The sequence below is a fragment of the Phycisphaerae bacterium genome (genome assembly GCA_018003015.1).
GTDB lineage: Bacteria > Planctomycetota > Phycisphaerae > UBA1845 > PWPN01 > JAGNEZ01.
Genome location: JAGNEZ010000027.1, coordinates 55,747 through 79,744, shown reverse-complemented (window position 1 = coordinate 79,744; position 23,998 = coordinate 55,747). Strand labels below are relative to the sequence as shown.

Below are 23,998 nucleotides of genomic sequence, written 5' to 3'. Positions count from 1 at the left end.
CGCGATGTTGTCGTTGCCTGCGCGCCCCAGGGCAGCCGCGTGCTGACCTTCGATTCCGCCGGCAAGGTGGAGATCACCAACGGCATGGGCGAGCCCATCGCCCCGCTTCGGGCGGGCAATCGCCTGACCGTGACGCTGACTGCCGGGTTCCCAGTGTACATCACTGGCCGGCCGGGCTTTACCTTTGAACCTCGCGATCCGGCTGTCAGACTGAGTATCGACCACCCTCACGTGCGGCCGGGTGATACCGTCCAACTGACACTGAAACCGGACTTGGAAGTCATCGCCTGGGAGCTTCCGATCGGCTGGCGGCAAGCCGTTGCCGGCGAGGGCGGCAGCCACACGCTGACGGTACCCGGGGATGCCGTGCCCGGGGAAGTGCAGCTCCAGCTGTCCCTTCGCCACGGGGGTGTTCTGCGGCTTCCGGTCATTCTGACTGTGCAACAGACCTTGCTGAAGGTCTAGCCAAGGTGCGTCCTGTGGTGGGTGCGCCTTCGTCGTTGATGAGGCCCGATCGATGATGGATATGAACTCGCAGCCTTACGTCAGTCCGCCTCGTCCGCCAGGTACCGGGGTATCGCGGCGCATGCTGCTCCTGGCCATCCTGCTGGGCATCCTGGCGGGTACGATACTCTATCGCCAGTGGCGGGACATGTCATCGCAGCCGCCCGCCGAGCCTCGGGCGATCACCCCGCGCGGCGACCTGAGCGACGTCGAGAAGACCACGATCAAGCTGTTCGAGAACGCGGCCGCGTCGGTGGTCTTCATCACCAACGTTGGCCAAGCCTACGACTGGTTCCGGCTCAGTCCCGTGGAAACGCCCCGCGGAGCGGGATCCGGGTTCATCTGGGATGCCCAGGGACACATTGTGACCAACTTCCACGTGGTTGAGGGCGCCTCGGCCATCGATGTGACCTTGAGCGATCGCTCCGTCCACCGGGCTGAGCTCGTCGGCTTCGAAGCGGACAAAGACGTGGCCGTGCTTCGGATCAAAGGGCCCGGTCTCAAGCTCACTCCGATCCCGTTGGGTACCTCCGCCGACCTCAGGGTGGGTCAGAGTGTCTTCGCCATCGGCAATCCCTTTGGCCTGGATCACACCCTGACCACCGGCGTGGTCAGCGCACTGGGGCGGACCATCCAGTCCGTCACCCAGCGTGAGATTCAGGACGTGATCCAGACCGATGCGGCCATCAACCCGGGCAACTCCGGAGGCCCGCTTCTGGACAGCGCCGGCCGGCTGATCGGAATCAACACGGCCATCTTCAGCCCGTCAGGCTCCAGCGCCGGAATCGGGTTCGCCGTACCTGTCGACACCGTGAGCCGAATCGTGCCCCAGATCATTGCCCATCGGCGTGTGATCTATCCGCGGCTCGGCGTAGTCTTCGCACCCGATTCGGTTGTCCGGCAGGCGCGGCTCAGCGGTGTGCTCGTTTTGAGCGTTGAAGCCGGTTCTGGAGCGGAGGCCGCCGGATTGCGTGGCACCCGCCGCCTGCGCGATGGCGGCTACCTGCTGGGTGACATCATCGCCGGGGCCGACGGCAAGAAAGTGGCGACCAGCGGCGATCTCCTGAACGTTCTGGAGAAACACAAGGCCGGCGACGAGGTGGAGCTGACGGTGATTCGCAACGACGAGCGGCACCAGGTCAAGGTGACCTTGCAGTAGCTCAGTGTGACAGGCCGTACAGCACGATGTTGCCGGCTATTCGAAGCGCGTCGTCGGGGGCCACGCCCAGGCAGCCGAAGCAGGTGCTGTCTGAAATGCCGCTGCCGAGGCCAAAGCGACTGTAAACCAGCACCGTTCGGCCCTCCAGGGTGACGCCTTCGAGCCAGGGCTGCTTCAGGTCGGGGTGCTGCTCCTGAACGGCGGTGAAGTACCGCACCTCTCCGATCGGTACGCCGGGTGAGCCACTGAGGATCGGGTGATCGGCCGTCAGACGCTCCAGAGGCTGGCCGGGAAACAGCTGCTTGACCAGCTCGCGGAAGGACGAATCGAACGGTTTGTGTCCGCAGCAGGCGTCCGCCAGCAGCAATCCTCCGCGCTCCAGATGCTCCTTCAGCGCCGCCACCTCCTCGGCCGAGAGCGAGAAGCTCGTACTGCCGGTCATGTAGACGATGGGATGCCGGGCGAACTCGGGTTCCGTGGAACGTAGGGGGACATAGTGCCTGACCACGTCGACGCCGAGATGGCGGTGCAGATGGTCCGCGAGGTTGAGGATCGTCTTGGGAAATGGCCGCCAGTCTCCGTTGTGCATGAGCTGGGCGAAATGCAGTGCCCCGCGGGGAGGTGACGCCTGCGACGCCGCGGCCTCGGTGGCACGCACCAGCCGCGCAGCATCCAGCTTGTCCGGCAGGGGCATCGCTCCGGTGGCGTACGCCGCGATGTTGGCCCCAAGTTTGAACGCCGCCTCACTCTTGACCGGAATGTCGCCCTGCTCCCACAGGCAGGAGAGATCTACCGGGCTGAAGAACACGCTGGTCCTGCAGCCGATGTCCATGCCGTATAGGATGATCGCGCTCCCGTTGAGATCGAAGAGCGTCCTGAAGACCGCGTGATCGGCCGTCAGTCGGCGGACGTCGAACTCGGGGAACGTCTTCTTCGCGAACTCGTCGAATCCCCTTCGGAAGTCCTCGCGGCCGCAGCAAGCCTCCGCCAGGATCGTGCCCCCGAGATCGACGTAGCGCTTGAGCTGCTCTCGCTGTGGATCGCTGAGCTTGGGGAACTCATGTCCCGTCAAATACAGGATCGGGGCGGCCATCCACATCTCGATGGGATCGTCAACGGCCACTGTGCTCCAGCTCACCGTCTGGCCGCCGATGCGGTCACCGATGAAACCGGTCAGATGCTCCAGATCGTGCGGGTCATTGCACCAGCGATTGTCGCTGCTCCACGCCAGCTTGTGGAACAGGACAGGACGGTACCCTTTGGCCAGGAACAACAGGCCGAACGCCGTGTCGACGACCGGGTTGACCTCGCGCCAGGCCCCATTGCCTGTCTGCAGGCGAACCAGTCGGGCGGCACCCTCGCGGTACCAGTCATGCTTGCCGAAATGCTCTAGCCCGGAGAGGATGCCCACCCGCTCCAGTCCATACAAGTAGTAGTAAAGCCAGGCTCCGGACCCAGGATTCCGCTCGACGCTGAATTGGGTGCCGAGCCACTGCAGACCTCGGGCGATCGGACGATAGAGGGCTCGCTTGCCGCAGTTGGGGGCCACACCGTCGGGCGTGAATCCTCTCTCGCGCTGGGTCGTCAGCGACTCGCCACAGATGTACAGGCTGGCTACTCCCGCCGCTGTCATACTCCCGGTGCTGTGCTGCTGGTTGGGTGTGTAGGCCCATCCGCCGTCCGTGTTCTGAGCATCTTGCCAGGACTTCTCCGCTTTTCGCCAGACGCTGACGGGAATCCGGGCTCCTGCTTTGGCGGCCTCGTGCAGACCCAGAAGGGCGAACTGCGAGTTCGAGAAATCCGTACTTCCCCGTCCCGCGTCGTACCCCCACATTCCACTGCTATGCTGAGCCGCCACCAGCCAGTCGGCGGCCGCCTGGATCTGGGCTCTGTAGGCCGTTGGATTCGCTGCGGCAAGTGCCTGGGTCTTCAGGCAGACCACATAAGTGTGCCTGAGAGGAATGCGGGCGCAAGCGGCTACCGCGGCCTGCATCTGGGGGTTGTCCGGCTTGAGACCCGCGTTCAGCAAGGCGAGCGTCGACAGGGCGGTCGTTCCTCCGTCGAAGCGATACTCCGGCCAGGTTCCATCGTCATGCTTGGTCCCGAGCAGAAATCCCTTGGCCGCCTCGATCGAGACCCGGACCTCGTCTCCGGTGACCTCCTGAGCCCCGGCCGCCAGTGGCCGCCAAAGCCAGCCCTGTGCCAGGCAGCACGCCATCGCCAGCAGCAGTCGCGGGCGGTCATGTGGGCTCCGCAGGGCCATGCAGGGCTCCGGCCTGGGTGATCGTCGTGAGGCGGGCGAACCGCATCACACCTCTCCCGGGGATTGTACCATTCCTGGCCGTCCAGGCCATCGCCTGCAAAGTCGTTCGTCGCCCAAGTGACACTTTTGCGGCAGTGAGGGAGGAACGGTATCCTCTCGCCAAACGGAACGGACAGGTCTTCTTCATCACAAGGAGCTGCGAAATGGGTCGATCCATGCCCCCCCTCAATCTGAAAGCCGCCTTGCCAATCGTGCTGGCGATGGTCTCGGTGATGAGTCTCGGATGTCAGCAGAGCAGAATGGTCACTGGAGGCGTGCGTGCGATCTGGGTCACACGAGGCGACTATCGAAGCCCCGACGACGTCACCCGAATCATGGAGGACTGCTCCAGGGGCGGCTTCAACGTCGTTGTGTTCCAGGTCCGCGGAAACGGAACGACGTTCTACCCGTCGAGGATCGAGCCCTGGGCCGAGCAGTTTGAGTTCCAGAACCCCGGCTTCGACCCACTGGCCCTGGCGATCCAGGAAGCCCACCGCCGCAAGCTGGAGCTGCATGCCTGGGTGAACGTCATGCCTGCCTGGCGAGGTACCAAGGCTCCGACCTGCCCCGAGCAACTCTACAACAAGCACCCCAACTGGTTCTGGTATGACCAGCAGGGTCGTCGTCAGCCGCTCACTTCGTTTTACGTCAGCCTCAATCCGTGTCTGCCGGAAGTCCGCCAGTACCTCGTCGATGTGTTCCGCGAGATCGTCGCGAACTACGCGATCGACGGCCTGCACATGGATTACATCCGGTTCCCGAGCGAGCCGCCGGCAATCCCGTCGGGTTCCGGTATCGACTATCCGCGCGATGCCAAGACGCTGGCTTTGTACAAGAAGGCCACCGGCCTGGAACCCGATGCCAACCCGGAGTCCTGGAAGAAATGGCGAACCGATCAAGTGACCCAGTTGGTGGCTGACATTCGAACGATGATGCGACGAGAACGACCATCAGCAGCCCTTTCGGCCTCCGTAGGAGCTGAATACAACGAAAGTCTGCGGTTCTTCCGCGACGATCGCCGCTGGGTGCGAGAACAGCTTCTCGACGCGGCATTTCTGATGAACTACAAATCCGATCTCGCCGCGTTCGACAGCGCGCTGACCGGGTGGTTGCCGCTGCGCAGCGAGGTGACCGTTGTCCCCGGCCTCTGGTTCGCCCCCCGCCTCGACACCGCCAAAGGCATCGAGGTGGTGAAGCAGCAGATCCAGTCAAGCCATCAGAAGACCGGGAACTTCTGCGTCTTCAGCTACGGGGCTTTGTTTGAGATTCGCGAGAACCGGGATCGGTTCGGCGAGGAGGACCGTCCCGCCGCTCGACAGACCGAGGCGACCACACGACGCACGGCTCGGCGAAAGGCGCTCTTGCCGGTAACACGCTTGGTCGCACCTTCCGTGCTGGCTACCGGCGGCTGAGTCCTCGCCCTCAGTCATTCGCCAGCTTGATAGCTCGCTTGAAGGCTCGCTTCTGCCGATCGAACCAGGTGGGCCCGGCAGGGCGGGTCGAGGGTGGTACGCGACCGGCGTTGGCAAACGGGTCCTCGGCGGAGGCGATCCACTTCTCCCACGCGTCCGCGTCGGCGTAGTGCGTCTCACCGGTGAGCCGGATCAGGGAGCCTTCCGCTCGCTCGGCGATGGCGAAATCCTGGGTTCGCAACGACCGGACGAGGGGCAGCAAGACCTGCCTGTCCTTGAAATCGCCCAGGGCTTCCAGCGCGGCAATCCGGACATTGCGCGAGGTGTCGGTCTCCGCCAGTTTGATCAGGATGTCGCGGACCAGGCTCGGCTCCTGGCCGGCGAGTGCTCCCTTGCGGCTCAACTTCAACATGGCTGCCACCGTCTCCCATCGAACGTCATCATTGGGTGGCAGGGCTTGCTCGGCCTCGGTCGTGGCCTGGAGAATCATGAGCAGCGTCTTGAGGGGGCGAGCGTCCTTGTAGGTCGCCAAGGCTCGTATGGCGATGCAGCGGATCTGGAATGCCGGGTCGGTGCGAGCGGCCGTATCAAGGACCTGGAAAGCATCTTCGCTCGCAACGTATCCGCTCTCGGCAATCCGAGCGACCGCGTCGCGTCGGTCGTCGGCGTTCTCCGCCTCCAAGGCCGTGCGGTAGTTGTCGGCGGCGGATCGGTGTTTCCAGGTACGCTTCTGATGGTCCGAACACCCCACCACCAGAAGGACGGCAATCATCGTCGCGGTGAAAGGGATCGCTCCCCTGCTGCTCGGGACGAAACCCACCCACGGGGCGGGAACACGAGCGGGACTGCTGCCAGCCGCATCCTCACGCCACGCGAGCGGCGGGGGCGAAGGATGCCGGGCTAGGGTTTGCCGGTGGGGAGGAGTCGTCGGTGAAGAACTGCTCCGGCGTGATCCAGGTAACGTCGCGGATGGCTTGACCGAGGAACCGGCCGCCAATCTCGCGAAATCGCTGAGGGTTGTCGCTGACATAGCAGCGGAGTCTACCCGGGTCAGTGGACAGCGACAAGATTTCCATGTGGGCGAGCATCTGCTTCGCCCAGCGCGCGGTGGCGTCCGCCGAGTCAACCACATTGGCCTGGGGCATCAGCCGGGCGATGGCTTCGGCGACCAAGGGATAGTGCGTGCAGCCCAACAGTACGACCGCCGGGTCGAGCTGGCGGATACCGTCCAAGTACTCGTTGAGCAGCATGAGCATGATCGGATCGTCGCTGGAGCGACCTTCCTCGATGAGCGGAACCAGACTGGGACACCGCTGTTGGGTGACCGGCGTCCGGGGTGCCAGCTCATGAATCGCCCGCGGGTAGGCCTGCGAGGCAACCGTGGCCTCGGTGGCCAGGATCGCGATGCTCTGTCCGCGGGCTTGGCGAACGGCCTCCGAAGCCCCCGGCTTGACCACACCGAGCAGCGGTAGGTCGAACTTCTGGGTGAGCTCGTCCAGCGCCAGAGCGCTGGCCGTGTTGCAGGCCACAATCACCATCTTCGGACTGAACCGCATCAGGAACCGGCAGTCCTGCTCCGCAAACTGCAGAATCGTTGGCGACGACTTGGTGCCATAGGGCACGCGAGCCGTATCGCCAAAGTAGACAATCGACTCGTGGGGAAGGTGCTGGCGAAGGGCACGGACGACAGTCAAACCGCCGAGCCCCGAATCGAAGACGGCAATCGGTCGGGAGTTCATCATTCCATCCTTGAGCCGTGTGGCCGCTCGGCAGACTGGCACGCCTCCATGTCGTACCCCGCCGTGACCCGGCTACAGCCCATAGTATCGTCCAAACCACCCCGGATTGGCAAGCGAAAACGCAACCTGCCGCCAGTCGCCGCGCTCCCTCGACCGCCGTGTCATACTCGCATAGAATCCCGCGTGAACCAAGGCTGTTTCTGCGGTGGATGTCATGAAGGACTTGACCCCGAGGCAGATTGTCGAAGAACTGGACAACTACATCGTCGGCCAGGCGGATGCCAAGCGGGCTGTGGCCGTGGCGGTGCGGAACCGATGGCGGCGGCAGCAGCTCCCCGAGGCGATGCGTGGCGAGGTGGGACCCAAGAACATCCTCATGGCCGGCCCGACCGGCGTGGGCAAGACTGAGATCGCCCGCCGGCTGGCCAAGCTGGTGAATGCCCCTTTCCTGAAGGTCGAGGCGTCGAAGTACACCGAGGTCGGGTACCACGGCCGTGACGTTGAGAGCATGATCCGCGAACTGCTCGATCTGGCTATCCACATGGTCCGCCAGGAGCAGGCGGAGGTCGTTCGACAAGAGGCCGAGCGCCTGGCCGAGGAGCGGCTTCTGGATGCCCTCCTGCCCGGGGGACGACCCGGGGAGCTGCCCAGCGATCCCAACAGCGAGGAGGCTCAGTCCCGCTATCGCACCCGAGAGAAGTTTCGCCAGAAGCTCCGCGACGGCGACTTCGACGACCGCGAGGTCGAGGTCCGGGCCGAGGAACGGGCGGCTCCCGTCGGCCTGATGGCTACCGTAGGCATGGATCAGCTCGACCCCGAACTGCAGAACTTCCTCGAGCGGCTGGTACCCCAGCAGACCAAAACTCGCCGGCTGCCGGTCCGCGAGGCTCGCAAGCTCCTGGTCCATCAGACCTCCGACCAGCTCATCGATCGCGAGAAGGCCATCGAGATGGCCATCCGGCGCACTGAGAACAGCGGGATCATCTTCATCGATGAGATCGACAAGATTGCCGGCCCGGCCAGTACCCACGGTCCGGACGTTTCCCGGCAGGGGGTCCAACGCGACCTGCTCCCTATCGTCGAAGGCTCGACCGTGACCACGCGCCAAGGGCCGGTCAAGACCGACCACATCCTGTTCATCGCCGCCGGTGCGTTCCACGTCAGCAAGCCGTCAGACCTGATGCCCGAACTTCAGGGCCGCTTCCCGATCCGGGTGGAGCTGAGCGAACTGGGCAAGGAGGATTTCGTCCGCATCCTGACCCAGCCGCAGAACGCCCTCACCCGTCAGCAGATCGCCCTGATGGCCACCGAGGGCGTCCGCCTCGAGTTCACCGACGACGCAGTCGAGGCCATGGCCGATATCGCCGCCCAGGTCAACCGCAATATGACCAACATCGGCGCCCGCCGGCTGTATACGATCATGGAGAAGGTGCTGGAGCAGCTGTCCTTCGACGCCCCCGAACGCCGCGGCGATAACGTGACCGTCGATGGTGCCATGGTCCGCGAGCGCCTGGTCAGCGTCTGGGAGAAGGAAGACGTGAGCCGGTTCATCCTGTAGGGTCGCGAATCCGAGAATACCCCGCCGGTCGGAACGAAACTGACCGCCAGGACGCTGAGATCGCCGTGATCCTGATCCCCGTGATCGGCCCTGCTGCTCTCGGCCTGGGGGCGTCGCTCTTCCGCCTCGCCAGTACTCGCCTGAGGTAGCCGGGTTGCGGGTCATTGACTCGCCTCCTACAGTCATACCATCATGCGTCGTGTCCTCGACTTCTTCGGCCTACGGCGGAGCATCGTAGGTCTGCTCGGCGTGGTCGTGCTCGTTGGACTCGGGGAGAAGATGGCCGAGCAGTTCCGGCCAATCTACCTGCTCGCCCTGGGCGGGGGAGTCCTCGCTGTCAGTATTCAGGGCTTCCTCGATAACCTGCTCAACGCCCTCTATTCGCTCTTTGGCGGCTATGTGACCCATCGGGTGGGAACCAAGCGGGCTTTGCTGGTTTTCAACCTGATGACCATCGCGGGCTTCGCTCTGGTGATCGCCGTTCCGACCTGGCAGGCGATGCTGGCCGGGTCAGTGCTGTTCCTCTCCTGGACGGCCGTTTCCCTGCCAGCCACGATGAGCTTGCTGGGTGACGTGCTTCCGAAGAACAGGCAGACCATGGGCGTCTCGGTCCACTCACTCGTCCGACGACTACCGATGGCGGTCGGGCCAATCGTGGGAGGCATCCTCATCGACCAATGGGGCGAGCAGACCGGAATGCGCCTGGCATTCGCCACAGCGATGGTCATGGCCATCGTCGCACTGTGGTTCCAGCGGAGAATGATCGCGGACCCGGGAGCCGAAAGCAGCCAAAGCAAGCCACTGGTGTCGGACGGTCATCCGCTCACATGCCTTCGCCGCATGCCCCCAGAACTCCGCAGTCTGCTGGTGTCAGACATCCTGATCCGGTTCTGCGAGCAGATCCCCAACGCATTCGTGGTCGTCTGGTGCATGACGACGATCGCCTCGCCTCTGAACGGCAAGGAGTTCGGCCTCCTCAAGGCGGTCGAAATGATGACCGCCGTGCTTGTGTATCTCCCGGTCGCGTATCTGGCCGACCGGGGCGAGAAAAAGCCCTTCGTTCTGGCCACGTTCGTTTTCTTCACGCTGTTCCCGGCGGTTTTGCTGTTTTGTCACTCGTTCTGGCCGTTGGTGGGGGCGTTTGTGCTCCGGGGACTGAAAGAATTCGGCGAACCGACACGAAAAGCGTTGATTCTGGCCCTGGCCCCATCTGACAGCCGGGCCCCCATGTTCGGCGCGTACTACCTCGTCCGAGATGCGATCGTCTCGCTATCCGCCTTGGCCGGCGGCCTACTCTGGTGGTGCTGGGGACCAGACGCCAACTTGTGGGCAGCCTTTGCCTGTGGCGCTATTGGCACGGTCTGGTTTGCCGTGCGAGGACGCGACGTCGCGCCGGGCCGGTTATAGGCATCCGGTGAGATTCTCAGATCGCAACTTGTCTCATCTTGTGGTTGCCGATGATGACCTGTCCGCTCCCGATGTTGAGCCGCATCGTGCGGCTCAGGCAGCCACCGGTGTGCTCGCTGTCAATGAGGACATTGTTGCGCCAGAAAACCTTGCGCAGGGCGAGATAGTTGTGCTTGCCGATATCCAACCGCTCCGATGTCTGAAACATGGAGGCTCCGCCGGCGACCTTGACCACCAGGCGTTTCTTGGAGGCACCCAGGCGGTAGGCGGAACGAAACAGCAAGGGGATTCCAGTGTCCGCGAACATAGCCGGATTGACGACAGCCTTGTCAGGCGAAATCGTCGAGTCCGACAGCATGAAGTGCAGCATGCCGCCGACTAGGGCGACCGGATCCCAGATCGCGACACCAATGCAACTGCCCAGGGAGTAGGTGATCAACTCAATTGTCGGGTCGTTCGAGACCTTGAAGTCGGCGATTTCGACAACCGTCTGCTGTGACACGCCACCGCTTCCCATGTTGCCCGCCAGAGAACCTGGGGGATGTGACTCTGCGAGCCCCGAAGGAGAGTCCGGGCATTCCTCCCGCCTTCCAGAGAGTCGTGGGCCAGACCCCGGAAGGTCCCAAAACACCGGACGTGAGTCGAATCTCGCACCGCTGATATGTTCATCGGCTCATGGCGGGTCCTTCTTTTCAACTCGTTGGCGATGATGTTGCCTGCCGGGTCGGCCGGCTGGCATGCCCGCTGGCGACCGTCACGTCATCAGCCAGAGGATCCAAGAGGCAGCGTTGGACGCGGTAGGCGGCCAACCGATATAATCCGGACCCTGCCGGATTCCGGCGCGAAGGCGAGTTCCGGCAGCGGAGTAATGAACATGATGCGATCCGGACGCGCGGGAGCGGCAACAGCCATGGCAGTGGCAATCGCGGCAGGGGCAGGAGCGGCAACGGGCCAGGTCGCCATCTTCACGCCCCGAGGAGCGGCACCCCTGGAACTGTTCGCGGCTCGTGAAGTCCAGCGGTACATCTACCTTCGAACCGGACAAGTGCTGCCTATCACGGAGGTTGCGGCGGCCAGTCTGCCTCCCGGCGACGCAATCCTCTTGGGTACGAGGGCAGCACTGGACCGTGCGGGCCACACCTCCCCGCCGGGTGGGGACGTCGGTCCGGGTTCCTACGTACTCAAGACCACCTCGTGTGCAGGCCGCCGTGTGCTGACCATCATCGGCCACGATCCTGCGGCTACCCTCTACGGCGCCTACCGCTTCGCCGAGCACCTCGGGGTCCGGTTTTACCTGGAGGGCGATGTCGTTCCGGACGAGCAGATCCCGCTGAGCATGCCCGAACTGGACGAGCAGGCCAAGCCGCTCTTCGAACATCGCGGCATCCAGCCTTTCCACGATTTCCCGGAAGGCCCCGACTGGTGGAGCACCGACGGGTACAAGGCAATCATCGCCCAACTGCCCAAACTGCGGATGAACTTTATCGGACTGCACACCTACCCCGAGGGCGGCGTCGGACCAGAACCGACCGTCTGGATCGGCAGGTCCGAGGACCTCGGCCCGGACGGACGAGTCAAAACCAGCTACCCGGCGCGGCATTTCAGCACGGTCAGCGGTACCTGGGGCTCTCAGCCGTGGAAGAGCAGCGAGTACTACTTCGGCGCCGCCCAGCTCTTCGAGACCGACGCATGGTCCCAGGATGTCCAGATGGGCAAGAATCCCTGGCCCGCGAGCCCGGACGACGAGAACGCGCTCTTCGACCTGTTCGGGCAGAAGCTACGCCAGGCCTTTGAGTACGCCCAGGCCCTCGGCGTCCAGACCTGCGTCGGTACAGAGACGCCATTGACGGTACCCAAGCAGGTCCGCGAGCGACTCGCCTCGAAGCCAAGTACCATCGAGGCTCTTGGCGGCAACATCGTAACCTACCCCAGCCCGATCGCCGGTACCGACGACCAGCCGCTCTATCAGAGCGTTCGGTGGGACGTGAGTGGATACCGTTTCCGGGTCCCCGACGGGCGGTACACCGTCACACTGAAGTTCTCCGAAGTCGCCTATGATGCTCCCGGCAAACGCGTCTTCGGCGTGAAGATCCAAGGCAGGCAGGTCATCGAGAAGCTGGACGTCTTCGCCAGGGCCGGCAAGAACAAGGCCCTGGATTACACCTTTGAGGATGTCGAGGTCAAGGATGGCATGCTGGCCATCGACTTCACCAAGGAGACCGAGTTTCCCGCTGTTGCCGCCATCGCGGTCCAGGGCGGCAATACCAGCCTGAAGGTGAATTGCGGCGGGGGGGCCTACAAGGATTACCGGGCGGACGACAACAATCCCTTGGCCCCCGAGGATATTCAGAAACTCTATGAGGGCATGTTCACGTGGATCAAGCAGGCCTACCCGCTCGATTACTACTGGTTCTGGACACCAGAGAGCTGGACGTGGGAAGGCGTGAGCGAGGCCACCGTGCAAGCCACGCTCGATGATCTCCGGCTGGCGATGGCCGCCGCGAAAGCCGTGAAGGCGCCGTTCACGCTGGCAACGTGCGGATGGGTGCTCGGCCCGCAGTTCGACCGCTCGCTGTTCGACCGCGAACTGCCCAAAGATATGCCCATGAGCTGCATCAACCGAGCGACCGGGCACGATCCGGTTGAGCCGGGTTTCGCCAACGTCACCGGTCGTCCGAAGTGGGCCATTCCCTGGGTTGAGGACGACCCGGCTCTGACCAGCTTGCAGCTCTGGGCCGGTCGGATGCGGAAGGACGCAGTCGACGCCCTGGAATACGGATGCACCGGCCTGCTGGGCATTCACTGGCGGACACGGGTGCTCGGCCCTAACTTCTCCGCCCTGGCTCAGGCGGCCTGGGATCAGGAACGATGGCGCGGGACCAAGAACCGCATCCTCGGTCCGAACGGCGGTCAGGCGGCTGAGTTTGCAGGCGCGGCCATCGCCAAGACCCAGGACGCGCCCCTCTACCAGACGATCCGATCAGGGATGTCGGCCTACGGCCTGGAAGTGGTCAATGGGGCCTACCGCGTCATCCTGCAGTTCTGCGAACCCGTCCACGACGAGAAGGGCAAGCGGGTCTTCAGCGTCAAGATCAATGGCCGCGAGGTCCTAGCGGATCTGGATGTCTTCGCCCGGGCGGGCAAGAACACGGCCCTGAGTATCCCCTGTGATGGCATCCCCGTCACCGACGGTTGGCTGGACATCGCCTTCGTGCCGAAGGTCGGCGAGCCGTGCGTGGCCGGTATCGTCTCTCAGGGGCCGGGGGGTGTCCAGAAGATCAACTGCGGCGGACCGGTGTACAAGGATTATGCGGCGGATCCGAAATCGACGTCCGCCTATCCCAGATACTTGCCCTCCGATGAATTCTATCGCGACTGGGCGGCGGCCCACTTCGGCAAGGAGGCCGGCCCCAAGGTGGGTGAGCTGTTCTCACGGCTGGACAACCGCCTGCCGCGACCAACGACCTGGATCGACGGCCCGGGCGGAGTGATGCCCGATCCTCGCCCGTGGGATGAGGTAGCTAGGGAGTACGCGTTTGTCGATGAGATGGTCGCCCTGCGGCCACTGGTTAGGGGCGCCGGGAATCTCGATCGTTTCGACTTCTGGCTCAACCAGTTCCGCTACCTTCGGGCCGTCGCCTGGGCAAACTGTGTCTGGGCTAGGTACAATGAGGTCTTCAAGGAGGTTGAGGCTCAGAAGGACATCGACGCCCGCAAGAAGATGGCCAGGGAGAAGGCCCTGCCCGCTCGCAGAACACTCGTTGAGGCGGTGGGGGAGATCTATCGCTGGCTCTTGGTGACGGTCAGCAACACCGGCGAAATCGGCACCATCGCCAACTGGCAGCAGCACAACATGCCCGCGATGCTCGATCGGCCCGGCGAGGCCTTGGTCAAGGCACTGGGCGAACCGCTACCGGCCTACGCTATGCCGGGTTCGACATACACCGGCCCCCCCCGGCTTTTCGTGCCCGAGGTTCGCACCAGCACCGCCCGCGGCGAGGATCTCTCCTTGCGGGTTGTGGTGCTGGATACGACGGCTCCGAGCCGGGTCACGGTTCATTGGCGGCCAATTGGCACACCCGAGTTCGAGACGGTATCCTTGTCTCATGCCGGCCGCGGCGTGTGGACCGGCCGGTTGCCGACGGCGGCCCGTGGGGCAACGACCACCGAATACTACATCGAGGCGCCGACCAGCGACGGCGAGGAGATGCACTGGCCCGCTACCGCCCCGAGAGTGAATCAGACTGTGGCCGTGATGCCGTGAGCAAGATCATTCCTGCAGAGGAGAGCGGATAAATGGGACTTAGACTGCTTTGTGCTGTGCTTGGCGTGGCAATGATCTCGTGCGTGGCGTTCGGCGAGAGCCGGGTGGGGATCCGGGACGGCTACCTGAGCGGCTTCGATGCCGAGTCGGTTTGGGCGGCCGCCAAGGAGGTCACCACAACCGCGTTGGAGGTGGAGCTCAAGCCGGACCTGAGTTGCCCGGGCCTTTTCGAGGGCAAGGAGCATCCTTATCGGATCGATACGCCGGAGAACCGTCAGAAGGTGCTCGAGGCAGCCAAGAAGGGCGGTTGCGAGATTGTCTCCTTCTGTACGGTGATCCCCTTCGCCAAGAACAAGGACGACACCGCGAGCATCGCGTGGGTCGAGAAGGCCGCGAAAGCCGCTGGCGAAATGAAGGTTCCGGTCATCATGATGCCGCTGGGCGCCGGCGACCTCGACGAGCAGGCCTTCACCAAGCGGGCGATCGACTTCGTGAAAGCCGTCGCTCCTCTCGCCAAGGCCAACAAGGTTCAACTCGCTGTCGAGAACCTCGGGCCTTGTCTCAACAAGCGCGAGGTCCTCAAGCCAATCATGGAGGCCGTACCCAACGACCAAGTCGGCCTGGCCCATGACGCCTGCAACATGTACTGGTACGGCCATCCGCTGAGCACAATCTACGATCTGGCCAGGACATTCGCGCCCCATGTGCGGTACGCCCACGCCAAGAGCATCAAGTACCCCGAGGATCGCCGCGAGAAGCAGCGTGACAAGGGGTGGGAATACGGCAGGTACACCGAGACGATTCGGGCCGGAGATCTGGACTTCGACAAGATCCTCGGCTACTACTTCGACGCCGGCTTCAAGGGTGACGTGGTCATCGAGGATGACAGCCTGGGCCGGCTCGACGCCGCGGGCAAGAAGAAGGCCATCAAAGACGATGCCGCTGTGCTCCGCGAGATCATGACCAAGAGGAGCAAATCCGTGAAGCAAGAGGCCAACGGCCCCGTGAGAGTCGAGTTCGAAACCAGTCTGGGCAACTTTACGCTGGAGTTGTACCCCGACAAGGCCCCAATCACCGTGGCAAACTTCCTGCGCTACCTGGACGAGGGCTTCTATGACGGCACCATCTTCCATCGGGTCATCCCGACGTTCATGATTCAGGGCGGCGGCTTTGTCAGTATGGAGGGGGAGAAGCAGAAGGGCCTGCACGAGGGGATTCAAAACGAAGCCAAGCAGGGCCTGAAGAACGAAGAAGGTACGATCGCCATGGCTCGCACGGGCCAGCCGCATTCGGCCACGAGTCAGTTCTTCATCAACGTCAAGAACAACAACAACCTGGACTATCCCGCACACGACGGCTGGGGCTACTGCGCGTTTGGCCGGGTGGTTGCCGGCATGGACACGGTTGACAAGATCAAGAGTGTCAAGACGGTCAACAGCCCGATGATGGGTGGCGAAAAATCACAGCCGGTCGATCCTCCCGTGATTCGCAAGGCCTACCGAGCGAAGTAGAGGAGGGTACTCTTTATGTCTGCTGCCGCGGCGGGATCGCAGAAAAGCCTGATGGACCTGGTGCTCTTGCTCAATCGGCTTGCCCTCGGGTTGTACTTTGTGCTGGCGGGCGTCCACAAGATCAGCGCGGAGGGTGGTGTTGCCCAGTTCTATCGCACGGTCTTCCTGGGCATGAAGCCCGCTTGGTTGCCGGTCTGGTTCGCAGCTCCCTATGGCTATGCATTGCCCTTCCTGGAGATCATCGTGGGCGGCCTGGTCGGTTTGGGCGCCCTGGGCCGCTGGCCGGCCGGAGCCATGTCCCTCATGCTCGCTAGCTTCACCATCGCCTTGTACGAGAATGGGAAGTTCTATAGCGACCAGGGACCGTTCCACGCGAACGTGATCCTCTTCACTTCCGCCCTGCTGCTGACCATGACCGGCCACGGGGCGATCAGTGTGGATGCTTTCCGAAAGAAGGGGGCCGCCCAGTAGGCTAAGCAGATGGGACGGATGGACGTCAGACCTCGGGTCGGCCGGTTCGCCGGAGGAAGTACACCACCAGGGTGGCCGAGATGCTCCCAGCGAGCAGCAGGATGCCAGTCCAGGCGAGGAAGCCCAGGCCCTTGCCGTGAGATGTTCGAGCGGGGGACGACGCACCGGCGTGGTCCGCGACCAGGATATCACTTGGCTGTGGCGGACCGGCCGGTTGGCTTTCCGCCACCTGCTCATCCATGTCGGCCGGCCGGGTGGCAGGTTGCCGCAGCATGGCCGCGTTGACCCGCACGACCTGTCCGGCGTTGACCACCACATTGTCGACCAACCGCTCGACGTAACCTCGTTTGCGAATGGTCAGCGCGTGCGTACCGGGCGGAACCTTGAGAAACGAGTACAGACCATCGCCGGAAGACAAGGCGACATGTCCACTGCCCGTCCGGACCACCCAGGCGTCCACCACCGGCTCCGCACTAACAGCATCGAGAAGAGTACCCACGACGATCCCGTCGGTAGGGCTCTCCTTCCACGGCATGGAGGGCATGGCCGCCTGCCTGGCATACAGCCCGCCCGGGCGGCTGAACAGCCGGAAGTAGCCCTTCCTGTTGAACGACCCGTATGAGAAGAACACCTCACCTGTCCCGCCTTGCTTGCGGGTCTCCTGAACCTGGTGAATGATCTCCTTGTCGATCATCGAACTGACCAGGCCTGCGCAGACGTGTCGCCCACCGCTGTGGGCAATCCAGTCCGGCAGGACTTGGCTGAAGTCGGGCGGCTTCCCGCCGTCGCTCCAGTAGATCTGCGGCACAATCAAGTCCATGGCCCCGGCGACCATCCAGGCTTGGGCATCCTGGTAGCACTTCGAGTAGCCGTAGTGGAAGTCGTCCGGGTAGTTGGGATAGCGGCCCTGGCGGTACAGGCCCACTGGGGTGGCGCTGACAATCAGCCGTGGCTTCGTTTCGACAATCTGGGCGTAGAGGTCGCCGAGCAGCCGTGTGATCTGGTCACGCGTCCAGTCGCCGAAGTCGAGGTTGGCCGGGTTGCCCTCGCTGCCCGGTTCCTGGCGAGAGACGGAGATCGGGTCATGGGAGAACTCCGCGCCGGCCGTGCGAATGCGATCGAAATGAACCCCGTCGACGTCATACTGCTGCACGACGTGCATGACTTGCCTGCGGATGTAGGCTTGGGCGGCAGGTACCCCCGGTGCCAGCCACACGTAGTTGTCGCCGCCCCATTGCACCGGTCGACCCTGGTCGTCGTGGATCAGCCAATCATGGCAACCGGGTGTCGCAGCGTCGCCGTGCCGGTAGAACAGGTGCGATGGAACCAACGGCGCCTCCTTGCGGTCGTGCTGCCAAATGGTGTGGGTATTGATGTAGGCGTGAAACGCCAGACCCTGCTGGTGAGCAATCTCAACGGCGTACGCCAGGGGATCCCAACCGGGCTCCGCGCCGTTCGGCGACATCATCGGCGACCAGGGCTCTTCGGGCGAAGGATAGAGAGTGTCCGCCTGCCCGCGAACCTGAAAGATGGCCGCGTTGAAGTGGTTGCGGGCCAGGGTGCGCAGGATCTGGTCGATCCTGGCTCGGCACTGGGCTTGGTCGGGGCTCGGCCATTCGAAACGCGTGACCCACATCCCCCTGAACTCCGCAGCCGCGGGCAGCGTGACCTGGGGGCGAGGCTGAGATCTTGTTCGCGCGGCAAACGCAGGCGTACCACTCAGGACGAGTGCCAGAATCACGAGCACCGGACGGGAACGAATGACATCCATATTGCAGCCGAAGTCCTCGGACGGCGAGCCGTCAACGCGGCGGTTGGGGCGAGACTGTCTGGCCGGAGATCTCGACCGCTATCTCACCGCAGCCCGCTGCTGGTGAAGCCAGGTGATCCACTGGTCCATGCCCTGGCCCGTCTTCGCCGACAGCTGAATGAACGGCGCCCGGGTATTCAGCTTGGCCAGATCATCCTGCACCCGGTCGATCCGGAAATCCAACACGCGGAGCAACTCGACCTTGGTGAGCAGGATGATGTCTGCCCGCTGGAAGAGCGTGTAGTACTTGGCGACCTTGTCGTCGCCCTCCGGGACGCTGAGCAGCACAACCTTGCGGTGTTCGCCCAGGTCAAAGTCCGCCGGGCACACCATGTTGCCCACGTTCTCGACGAACAGAAACCCGAGCCGCCCGAGATCCAGGCCCGTCAACGCCTCGGCGACCTGGGTGGCCGACAGATGGCAGCCGGTCCCGGTATTGATCTGGACGACGTCGGTGGCAATGCTGCTCAGCCGTTCGGCGTCGCGGGTCGTCTGAAGATCGCCCACCAGTACGGCCGATGGATACGCAGCACCTAGCATGGGAATGGTCTTCTCCAGCAGGGTGGTCTTGCCGCTGCCAGGAGAGCTCATGAGGTTGAGGGCCAGAAGCTTGGCCTCCCCGAGCATCCTGCGGTTTGCCGCAGCCACGGCATCATTCGCCTTGAGAACGTTCTGAACAAGCTGAACCTTCATCATGCGATCACGTCTCCTTGCGTGGTGCGACCGCGGTCACCGGCGCGTCGTTCTGCTCGCAGGTCATGCTCCTCAGCAGGATCTCGTCACCGCCGACCACGGTCACGCTCGCCTTGCCGCAGCCGGGACAGACAAAACTGAACTCCGCCAGGTCCGGGGTGAACTCCTGCCCACACTCCTGACAGACGGCCGCAGGAGGAATCTCGTTGATCTTGAGAACGGCGCCCTCGGCGAGGGTGCCCGCGGCACACGCCTCGAAGGCCAGGAGCAGCGATTCGCAGACAACCTGCTTGAGCACCCCGACGTCGATCTCGATCTCGCTGATTCGGGTAACTTGGTGCGGAGACGCGGCCTCGACTACCTGCTCCACGATCGCCATGGCTATGGTTGCCTCGTGCATGTCAGCAGATCCGGGGGAGTTCCTCGCCGTATGGCCGCTGCACCAACCGTCGACCGCCGCTCCGCGTCACCAACTCGACCAACGCTGGATGAGAAGATACCATGCGGCCGATGATCGCGGCATGCTTCCCCAGCGGATGGCCATGACAGACTGCCAGGGCCTTGCCAGCATCGGCCTCGCTCGCCACCATGACGACCTTCCCCTCATTGGCCACGGAGAGAGGATCAAGACCCAGCAATTCCGCCGCGTGTCGGGCTGCGCTGGAAAGAGGAATGGCCGCTTCTCGAACCTCGATCGTCAGGCCGGTGTCATCCACCAGGTCCGCCAGCACGCACGCCAGCCCGCCACGCGTCGGATCGCGCATGAACTTGACGTCCACCCCGCAGTCCAAAACCGCGGCGATCAGGCCGTTCATGGGAGCGACGTCGCTGAGCAGATCCGTTTGAAGCCCCAATCCTTCGCGAGCCGACATGACCGCCAGCCCATGCTCGGCGATTCGGCCGGTCACCAGGATCACGTCGTCCGAACAGATCCTCGTCGTGTCCAGCCGCAGCCCTTCCCGCACCGCGCCCACACCCGCGGTCGTGATCGTCATGCCGTCGCCGCGCTGACGCTCGACGACCTTGGTATCCCCCGTGGCGATGACGATACCCGCCTCCCGAGCCGCCTCCGCAATGGAACTGATGATCCGATCCAGGAGAGGCAGCGGCAGCCCCTCCTCCATGACCATGGCCAGACTGAGCGCCACCGGCACCGCTCCGGTGACGGCCAGATCGTTCACCGTGCCGCATACCGACAGCCGGCCAATGTCGCCCCCCGGAAACTCCAGCGGTTGAACCACGTGCGCATCGGTCGTGAAGGCGATTCGCCCCCGAGGAATGTCAAGCACGGCACTGTCGCCGAGCGGAGCCAGCAGGGGGTTGCTCAACCTGGGGAGAAATCGTTCGGCAATCAACTGCCGGGTCTTCTCACCACCACCGCCATGGGCGATGACAATCTGTTCTTCTCGGTAACCAGGCATGCTCATCGTGTTGCGGTTTGCACTCCGGAAGTGGACGCCTTGCCCTCTCGCCGCTCGCGACGACCATACTTGAACCACGCGGCGCAGGTTCCTTCACTGCTGACCATGCAGGGGCCCACGGGATGAGAAGGAGTGCAGTGCTCGCCAAAGAGACCACAGGAAGATGGGTCAAGTTTGCCCTGAATGACCTGGCCGCACTTGCACCCCGGGGGGTCATAATCCTGACCGATGGTCAGATCGAACTCCCGCAAGGCGTCGAACCGTAGAAACCGTTCGCGAAGCCCCAGGCCACTCATCGGGATGGTGCCCATCGCTCGCCAGATGGTGTCCTCGGGCTCGAATACCTCGTCGATGAAACGGAGCGCTTGAGGATTGCCCCCATCCCGGACGGCGACGCCGTAGACATTGTCGATCCGGCTCGCACCCGCCGAGATCTGCTCCATGACATTCGCTATTCCCGCGAGCATCTGCTCCGGTTCAAAGCCGGTGACCACACAGGGTTTCCGATAGCGCTCGGCAATGGGCCGGTAGACCTGGGTCCCGATCACCACGCTGACGTGGCCGGGCAACAGGAAACCCTGAATCGGCACGTCACCGCCGGCCAGCAGGGCGGCCATCGCCGGTATCACCAACTTGTGCCCGGGCAGGATCCAGAAGTTCATCAGTTGCCGCCGGTTGGCCTCGAGGACGGCAGCCGCCGTGGCCGGAGCGGTCGTCTCAAAGCCGACCGCCAGGAACACCACCTTGCGGTCGGTGTGCTGCTCGGCGAACTTGACCGCGTCGCGGGCTGAGTAGACCACTACCACGTGCGCACCGGTCGCCCGGCGGTTCTCCAGACTGCCGGACCGTCCGGGCACACGAACCATGTCTCCGTATGTGCAGACAGTTACCCCTTCTCGGGAGGCGAGATCGCAGGCCGCGTCGATGTAGCCTTGAGACGTCACGCACACCGGGCAGCCCGGGCCGCTGACCAACCGCACCTCGGCCGGCATCAGCGATTTCACCCCGCTGCGAAAAAGCGACACCGTGTGCGTGCCGCACACCTCCATGATCTGGACCGGTCCCGTAGCACGGGCCAGCGTCTCGATCTGCTGGATCAGCTGTTCTGTTCGCGATCGGCTCACGTGTTGTTCCGCACCGCAAAGGCCAGCCTAGGGCGATCCCCTTGGCACTTCGTCGACGACCTCCGCTTCCTTGAGATACTGCCAGGTCTCGGCAGCCTCCTGCTCATCCAGCACGTTCAGGGCATAACCGGCGTGAACCAGCACCCAATCGCCCGGGCTGGCGTCCGGGGTGAACGCCAGGCCGACTTCGACACGCGTACCCTGAAAATCGACGATGCCGACGTTGCCTCCCGGCCCGTCGCCTTCACTGCGTATTTCAACGATCTTGCCCGGAACTGCCAGACACACGGTCTACGCCCTCCTCACGCCGCGCCGGCGAACTCGCTCGGCCGCAACCACGGCCTGACCCAACGCCAAGCCACCATCGCCGGCGGGCACCTGCTGATGAACGAACACCGACAAGCCCCTCCCCCGAAGCAGCCGCCTCAGAATCTCCGCCAGCAATCGGTTGGCCAGACAGCCGCCGGACAAGACCACTCGGTTCAGCCCTCGGTCTCCCGCAGCCCGAGCCGCAGCCTCCGCCAGCATTGTAGCCACGGTCTCATGGAACGCTCGGGCCAACTCCGGCACCGATCGCCCTTGCCGCTTCTCGCCCAATAGTGCCCCGATCACAGGGCGCGCATCCATTACTATCGGCCATTCACCCTGAAAAACATCGGTCGGCCTCGGCAACAGGGGGGGAGCACCGCGGCACTGCCGGGCCACGGCCTCCAGATTCATGGCCGCATCCGCCTCGAACCGGTTCTCGCTGCTCAGGCCAAGCAGAAAAGCCGCGGCATCAAACAGCCGCCCCAGGCTGGACGTCTGGGGCAGGCGGTGCGGCTCCCGGAGACGGCGTCGGGCCACATCGAGAGCCTCCTCGGAGATGGCCCCGAACTCGGCGGCCGCCATCTCGCCCCAATCCTGGTCATGCAGCTCGGAAAGGAGCCCGGCCGCCGGACGCCAGGTCTCCCGCGCCCCGGCGTCCCCACCGAGAAGTGGGTAGTAGCCGAGATGAGCGACTCGCTCATACTCTGCCTCGTCGCAGACCAGGACCTCACAGCCCCAGATGGCACCATCCGGCCCGTACCCCGTGCCATCGCACGAGACACCAACGACTAGGCCGGTAATACCGTTGTCGGCCATGGCACTCACCACGTGGGCGTGATGATGTTGGACCCCGACCACCGGTATGGGGAGCTTCCGCGCCCACCGAGTCGCGGCATAGTCGGGATGCAAGTCGCAGGCAACGACGGCCGGTTCGGCTCGCAGCAGGGCCTTGAACTGCTCGATCGTGGTGGTGAAGTGTCGATAGGCCTCCGCGTTGGCCAGTTCGCCCAGATGCTCGCTGAGAATCGCCTGATTGCCGGTCAGAACGCAGATTGTTGACTTGAGTTCCCCGCCAACGGCCAGGACAGTCTGAGGCGTCGGGGCCGCGACTTCGATGGGGGCCGGAGCGAACCCACGAGCCCGGCGAATCGGCAGCGGGGAATCGCTCGCCGTCGCTCCGGCGCCCGGAGCAGGAGCCAATACGACGGAGTCGTCGACCCGCCGCTGAATGTCTCGATCGTGCAGCAGGAAGGCATCCGCGATGGTTGGCAACCTGCGCAGGGCCTCCTCGTTGTCGCAGCACAAGGGCTCCTCGGTCGGATTCCCCGACGTCATCACCAGCGGTCCCAGCCCTTCCGCGAAAAGCAATGTGTGTACAGGTGTGTAGGGCAGCATGAGCCCGAAGGCGTCCACACGAGGGGCGACGCTCGGCGCGATCTGGGCGGTGGTACGCTTGGGCAACAGGACGATAGGACGTTCCGGCCGGGCGAGTTCAGCGGCTCCGCAGGCGTCGATCTCCACGTAGTGCCGGGCCGCCTCCAGTGACGCGGTCATGATCGCCAGCGGCTTGGCTTCCCTGCCCTTACGCTCCCTCAGCCGTGAGACGGCACCTTCATCGTCCGCCCGGCACGCCAGGTGGAATCCCCCGATGCCCTTGATAGCCACAGTTCCACCATCGGCGAGCAACCGCGCACACTCGCGGATCGCGTCGCCCGTCAGCTCTCGGCCCCCGCGATCCGTCAGCCATACCCGAGGACCACACGCGGGGCAAGCGTTCGGCTGAGCATGAAACCGGCGATTGGCTGGGTCATCATACTCGGCCTGACACGACGGACACATGGTGAACCGGGCCATTGTCGTGTTGGGGCGGTCGTAAGGCACCGCCCGGATGATCGAGTAGCGAGGGCCGCAGTTGGTGCAGTTGATGAACGGGTAGCGGTATCGCCGGTCCTGCGGGTCAAGAAGCTCATACAGGCAGTCGTCGCAGGTGGCCACGTCAGGCGTGATTTCCGCATCCTGGATGCCGGTCCGCTCACTGGCTTCGATGCGAAAGGCCCTCTCGCCCACGGCCCTCAATGGTTCCGCCCGCAATTCCACGATTCTCGCCAGCGGGGGTAGCTCAGCCTGCAGCCGATGGATGAACTGCTCGAGACGCTCCGTCGGTCCCTCAATCTCGATGAACGCACCATGGGTATCGTTGCCAACCAGCCCGGCCAGCTGTGACTCCATCGCCAGCCGGTAGACGAACGGGCGAAACCCGACGCCCTGTACCCGGCCACGCACCTCGAGCCGGCGTCGAGCTATTCCCGAAAAC

Annotated in this window: 19 protein-coding genes; 8 read left to right on the top strand and 11 right to left on the bottom strand. The window is 63.9% G+C overall.

The features are described 5' to 3' along the window. Positions 1 to 465, top strand: a 465-nt coding sequence (locus KA354_13450) for a hypothetical protein (GenBank protein MBP7935646.1), incomplete at its 5' end; no start/stop codon positions are given. Positions 466 to 526: 61 nt separating this feature from the next. Continuing rightward, positions 527 to 1,663: a trypsin-like peptidase domain-containing protein gene (locus tag KA354_13445; protein MBP7935645.1), complete on the top strand. Its 1,137-nt coding sequence runs from the start codon at positions 527 to 529 to the stop codon at positions 1,661 to 1,663. Position 1,664: 1 nt separating this feature from the next. On the opposite strand, the gene KA354_13440 is transcribed toward KA354_13445, so the two are convergent. Continuing rightward, entirely contained in the window at positions 1,665 to 3,926 is a 2,262-nt protein-coding gene (locus tag KA354_13440; GenBank protein MBP7935644.1) for a DUF4159 domain-containing protein, read from the bottom strand. A 203-nt stretch (positions 3,927 to 4,129) separates the two neighbouring features. Between KA354_13440 and KA354_13435 the strand changes: the two genes are divergently transcribed. Next, positions 4,130 to 5,377 carry a family 10 glycosylhydrolase gene (locus KA354_13435; protein MBP7935643.1) on the top strand — a complete coding sequence of 416 codons (1,248 nt, stop codon included), beginning with the start codon at positions 4,130 to 4,132 and terminating at the stop codon, positions 5,375 to 5,377. Positions 5,378 to 5,387: 10 nt separating this feature from the next. Here KA354_13435 and KA354_13430 read toward each other — a convergent pair whose 3' ends face one another. Both KA354_13430 and KA354_13425 read right to left on the bottom strand, forming a co-directional pair. Continuing rightward, positions 5,388 to 6,149, bottom strand: coding sequence for a HEAT repeat domain-containing protein (locus KA354_13430; GenBank protein MBP7935642.1), 762 nt, complete (start codon positions 6,147 to 6,149; stop codon positions 5,388 to 5,390). 91 nt (positions 6,150 to 6,240) lie between these two features. Next, positions 6,241 to 7,119 (bottom strand): glutamate racemase, encoded by an 879-nt coding sequence (locus KA354_13425; protein ID MBP7935641.1) that lies wholly within the window; start codon positions 7,117 to 7,119, stop codon positions 6,241 to 6,243. Positions 7,120 to 7,330: 211 nt separating this feature from the next. On the opposite strand from KA354_13425, the gene hslU reads away from it, so the two are divergent. Together hslU and KA354_13415 are read left to right on the top strand one after the other, a co-directional pair. Continuing rightward, positions 7,331 to 8,674, top strand: coding sequence for an ATP-dependent protease ATPase subunit HslU (gene hslU / locus KA354_13420; GenBank protein ID MBP7935640.1), 1,344 nt, complete (start codon positions 7,331 to 7,333; stop codon positions 8,672 to 8,674). A 192-nt stretch (positions 8,675 to 8,866) separates the two neighbouring features. Then, on the top strand, positions 8,867 to 10,081 hold the full coding sequence (locus KA354_13415; protein ID MBP7935639.1) for an MFS transporter: 1,215 nt from the start codon (positions 8,867 to 8,869) through the stop codon (positions 10,079 to 10,081). A 16-nt stretch (positions 10,082 to 10,097) separates the two neighbouring features. Here the strand turns inward: KA354_13415 and KA354_13410 are convergent, their stop codons facing one another. Next, positions 10,098 to 10,598, bottom strand: a complete 501-nt coding sequence (locus KA354_13410; protein MBP7935638.1) for a chemotaxis protein CheD — start codon at positions 10,596 to 10,598, stop codon at positions 10,098 to 10,100. Positions 10,599 to 10,991: 393 nt separating this feature from the next. Between KA354_13410 and KA354_13405 the strand changes: the two genes are divergently transcribed. From KA354_13405 to KA354_13395, 3 genes are read left to right on the top strand one after another with little or no spacing between them, the layout of a single operon-like run. Then, the gene (locus KA354_13405; GenBank protein MBP7935637.1) at positions 10,992 to 14,345 is read left to right on the top strand and encodes a hypothetical protein; all 3,354 of its coding nucleotides are present in this window, start codon (positions 10,992 to 10,994) and stop codon (positions 14,343 to 14,345) included. 32 nt (positions 14,346 to 14,377) lie between these two features. Continuing rightward, positions 14,378 to 15,856 (top strand): peptidylprolyl isomerase, encoded by a 1,479-nt coding sequence (locus KA354_13400; protein MBP7935636.1) that lies wholly within the window; start codon positions 14,378 to 14,380, stop codon positions 15,854 to 15,856. Positions 15,857 to 15,871: 15 nt separating this feature from the next. After that, positions 15,872 to 16,327 (top strand): DoxX family membrane protein, encoded by a 456-nt coding sequence (locus KA354_13395; GenBank protein ID MBP7935635.1) that lies wholly within the window; start codon positions 15,872 to 15,874, stop codon positions 16,325 to 16,327. Between the two features lie 25 nt (positions 16,328 to 16,352). Here the strand turns inward: KA354_13395 and KA354_13390 are convergent, their stop codons facing one another. The 7 genes from KA354_13390 to hypF form a co-directional block, all read right to left on the bottom strand. Further along, the gene (locus KA354_13390) at positions 16,353 to 18,098 is read right to left on the bottom strand and encodes a family 10 glycosylhydrolase (protein MBP7935634.1); all 1,746 of its coding nucleotides are present in this window, start codon (positions 18,096 to 18,098) and stop codon (positions 16,353 to 16,355) included. 78 nt (positions 18,099 to 18,176) lie between these two features. Then, positions 18,177 to 18,830, bottom strand: coding sequence for a hydrogenase nickel incorporation protein HypB (gene hypB, locus KA354_13385; GenBank protein MBP7935633.1), 654 nt, complete (start codon positions 18,828 to 18,830; stop codon positions 18,177 to 18,179). Between the two features lie 7 nt (positions 18,831 to 18,837). Further along, positions 18,838 to 19,230, bottom strand: a complete 393-nt coding sequence (locus tag KA354_13380) for a hydrogenase maturation nickel metallochaperone HypA (protein MBP7935632.1) — start codon at positions 19,228 to 19,230, stop codon at positions 18,838 to 18,840. 1 nt (position 19,231) lies between these two features. Further along, the gene (gene hypE, locus KA354_13375; protein ID MBP7935631.1) at positions 19,232 to 20,257 is read right to left on the bottom strand and encodes a hydrogenase expression/formation protein HypE; all 1,026 of its coding nucleotides are present in this window, start codon (positions 20,255 to 20,257) and stop codon (positions 19,232 to 19,234) included. After that, entirely contained in the window at positions 20,254 to 21,375 is a 1,122-nt protein-coding gene (hypD, locus tag KA354_13370) for a hydrogenase formation protein HypD (GenBank protein ID MBP7935630.1), read from the bottom strand. Before hypD ends, hypE begins: the two co-directional genes overlap by 4 nt. Positions 21,376 to 21,402: 27 nt before the next feature. Beyond that, complete coding sequence (locus tag KA354_13365) at positions 21,403 to 21,663, bottom strand: HypC/HybG/HupF family hydrogenase formation chaperone (GenBank protein ID MBP7935629.1); 261 nt, start codon at positions 21,661 to 21,663, stop codon at positions 21,403 to 21,405. A 3-nt stretch (positions 21,664 to 21,666) separates the two neighbouring features. Further along, on the bottom strand, positions 21,667 to 23,988 hold the full coding sequence (gene hypF / locus KA354_13360) for a carbamoyltransferase HypF (protein MBP7935628.1): 2,322 nt from the start codon (positions 23,986 to 23,988) through the stop codon (positions 21,667 to 21,669). Positions 23,989 to 23,998: the final 10 nt, after the last annotated feature.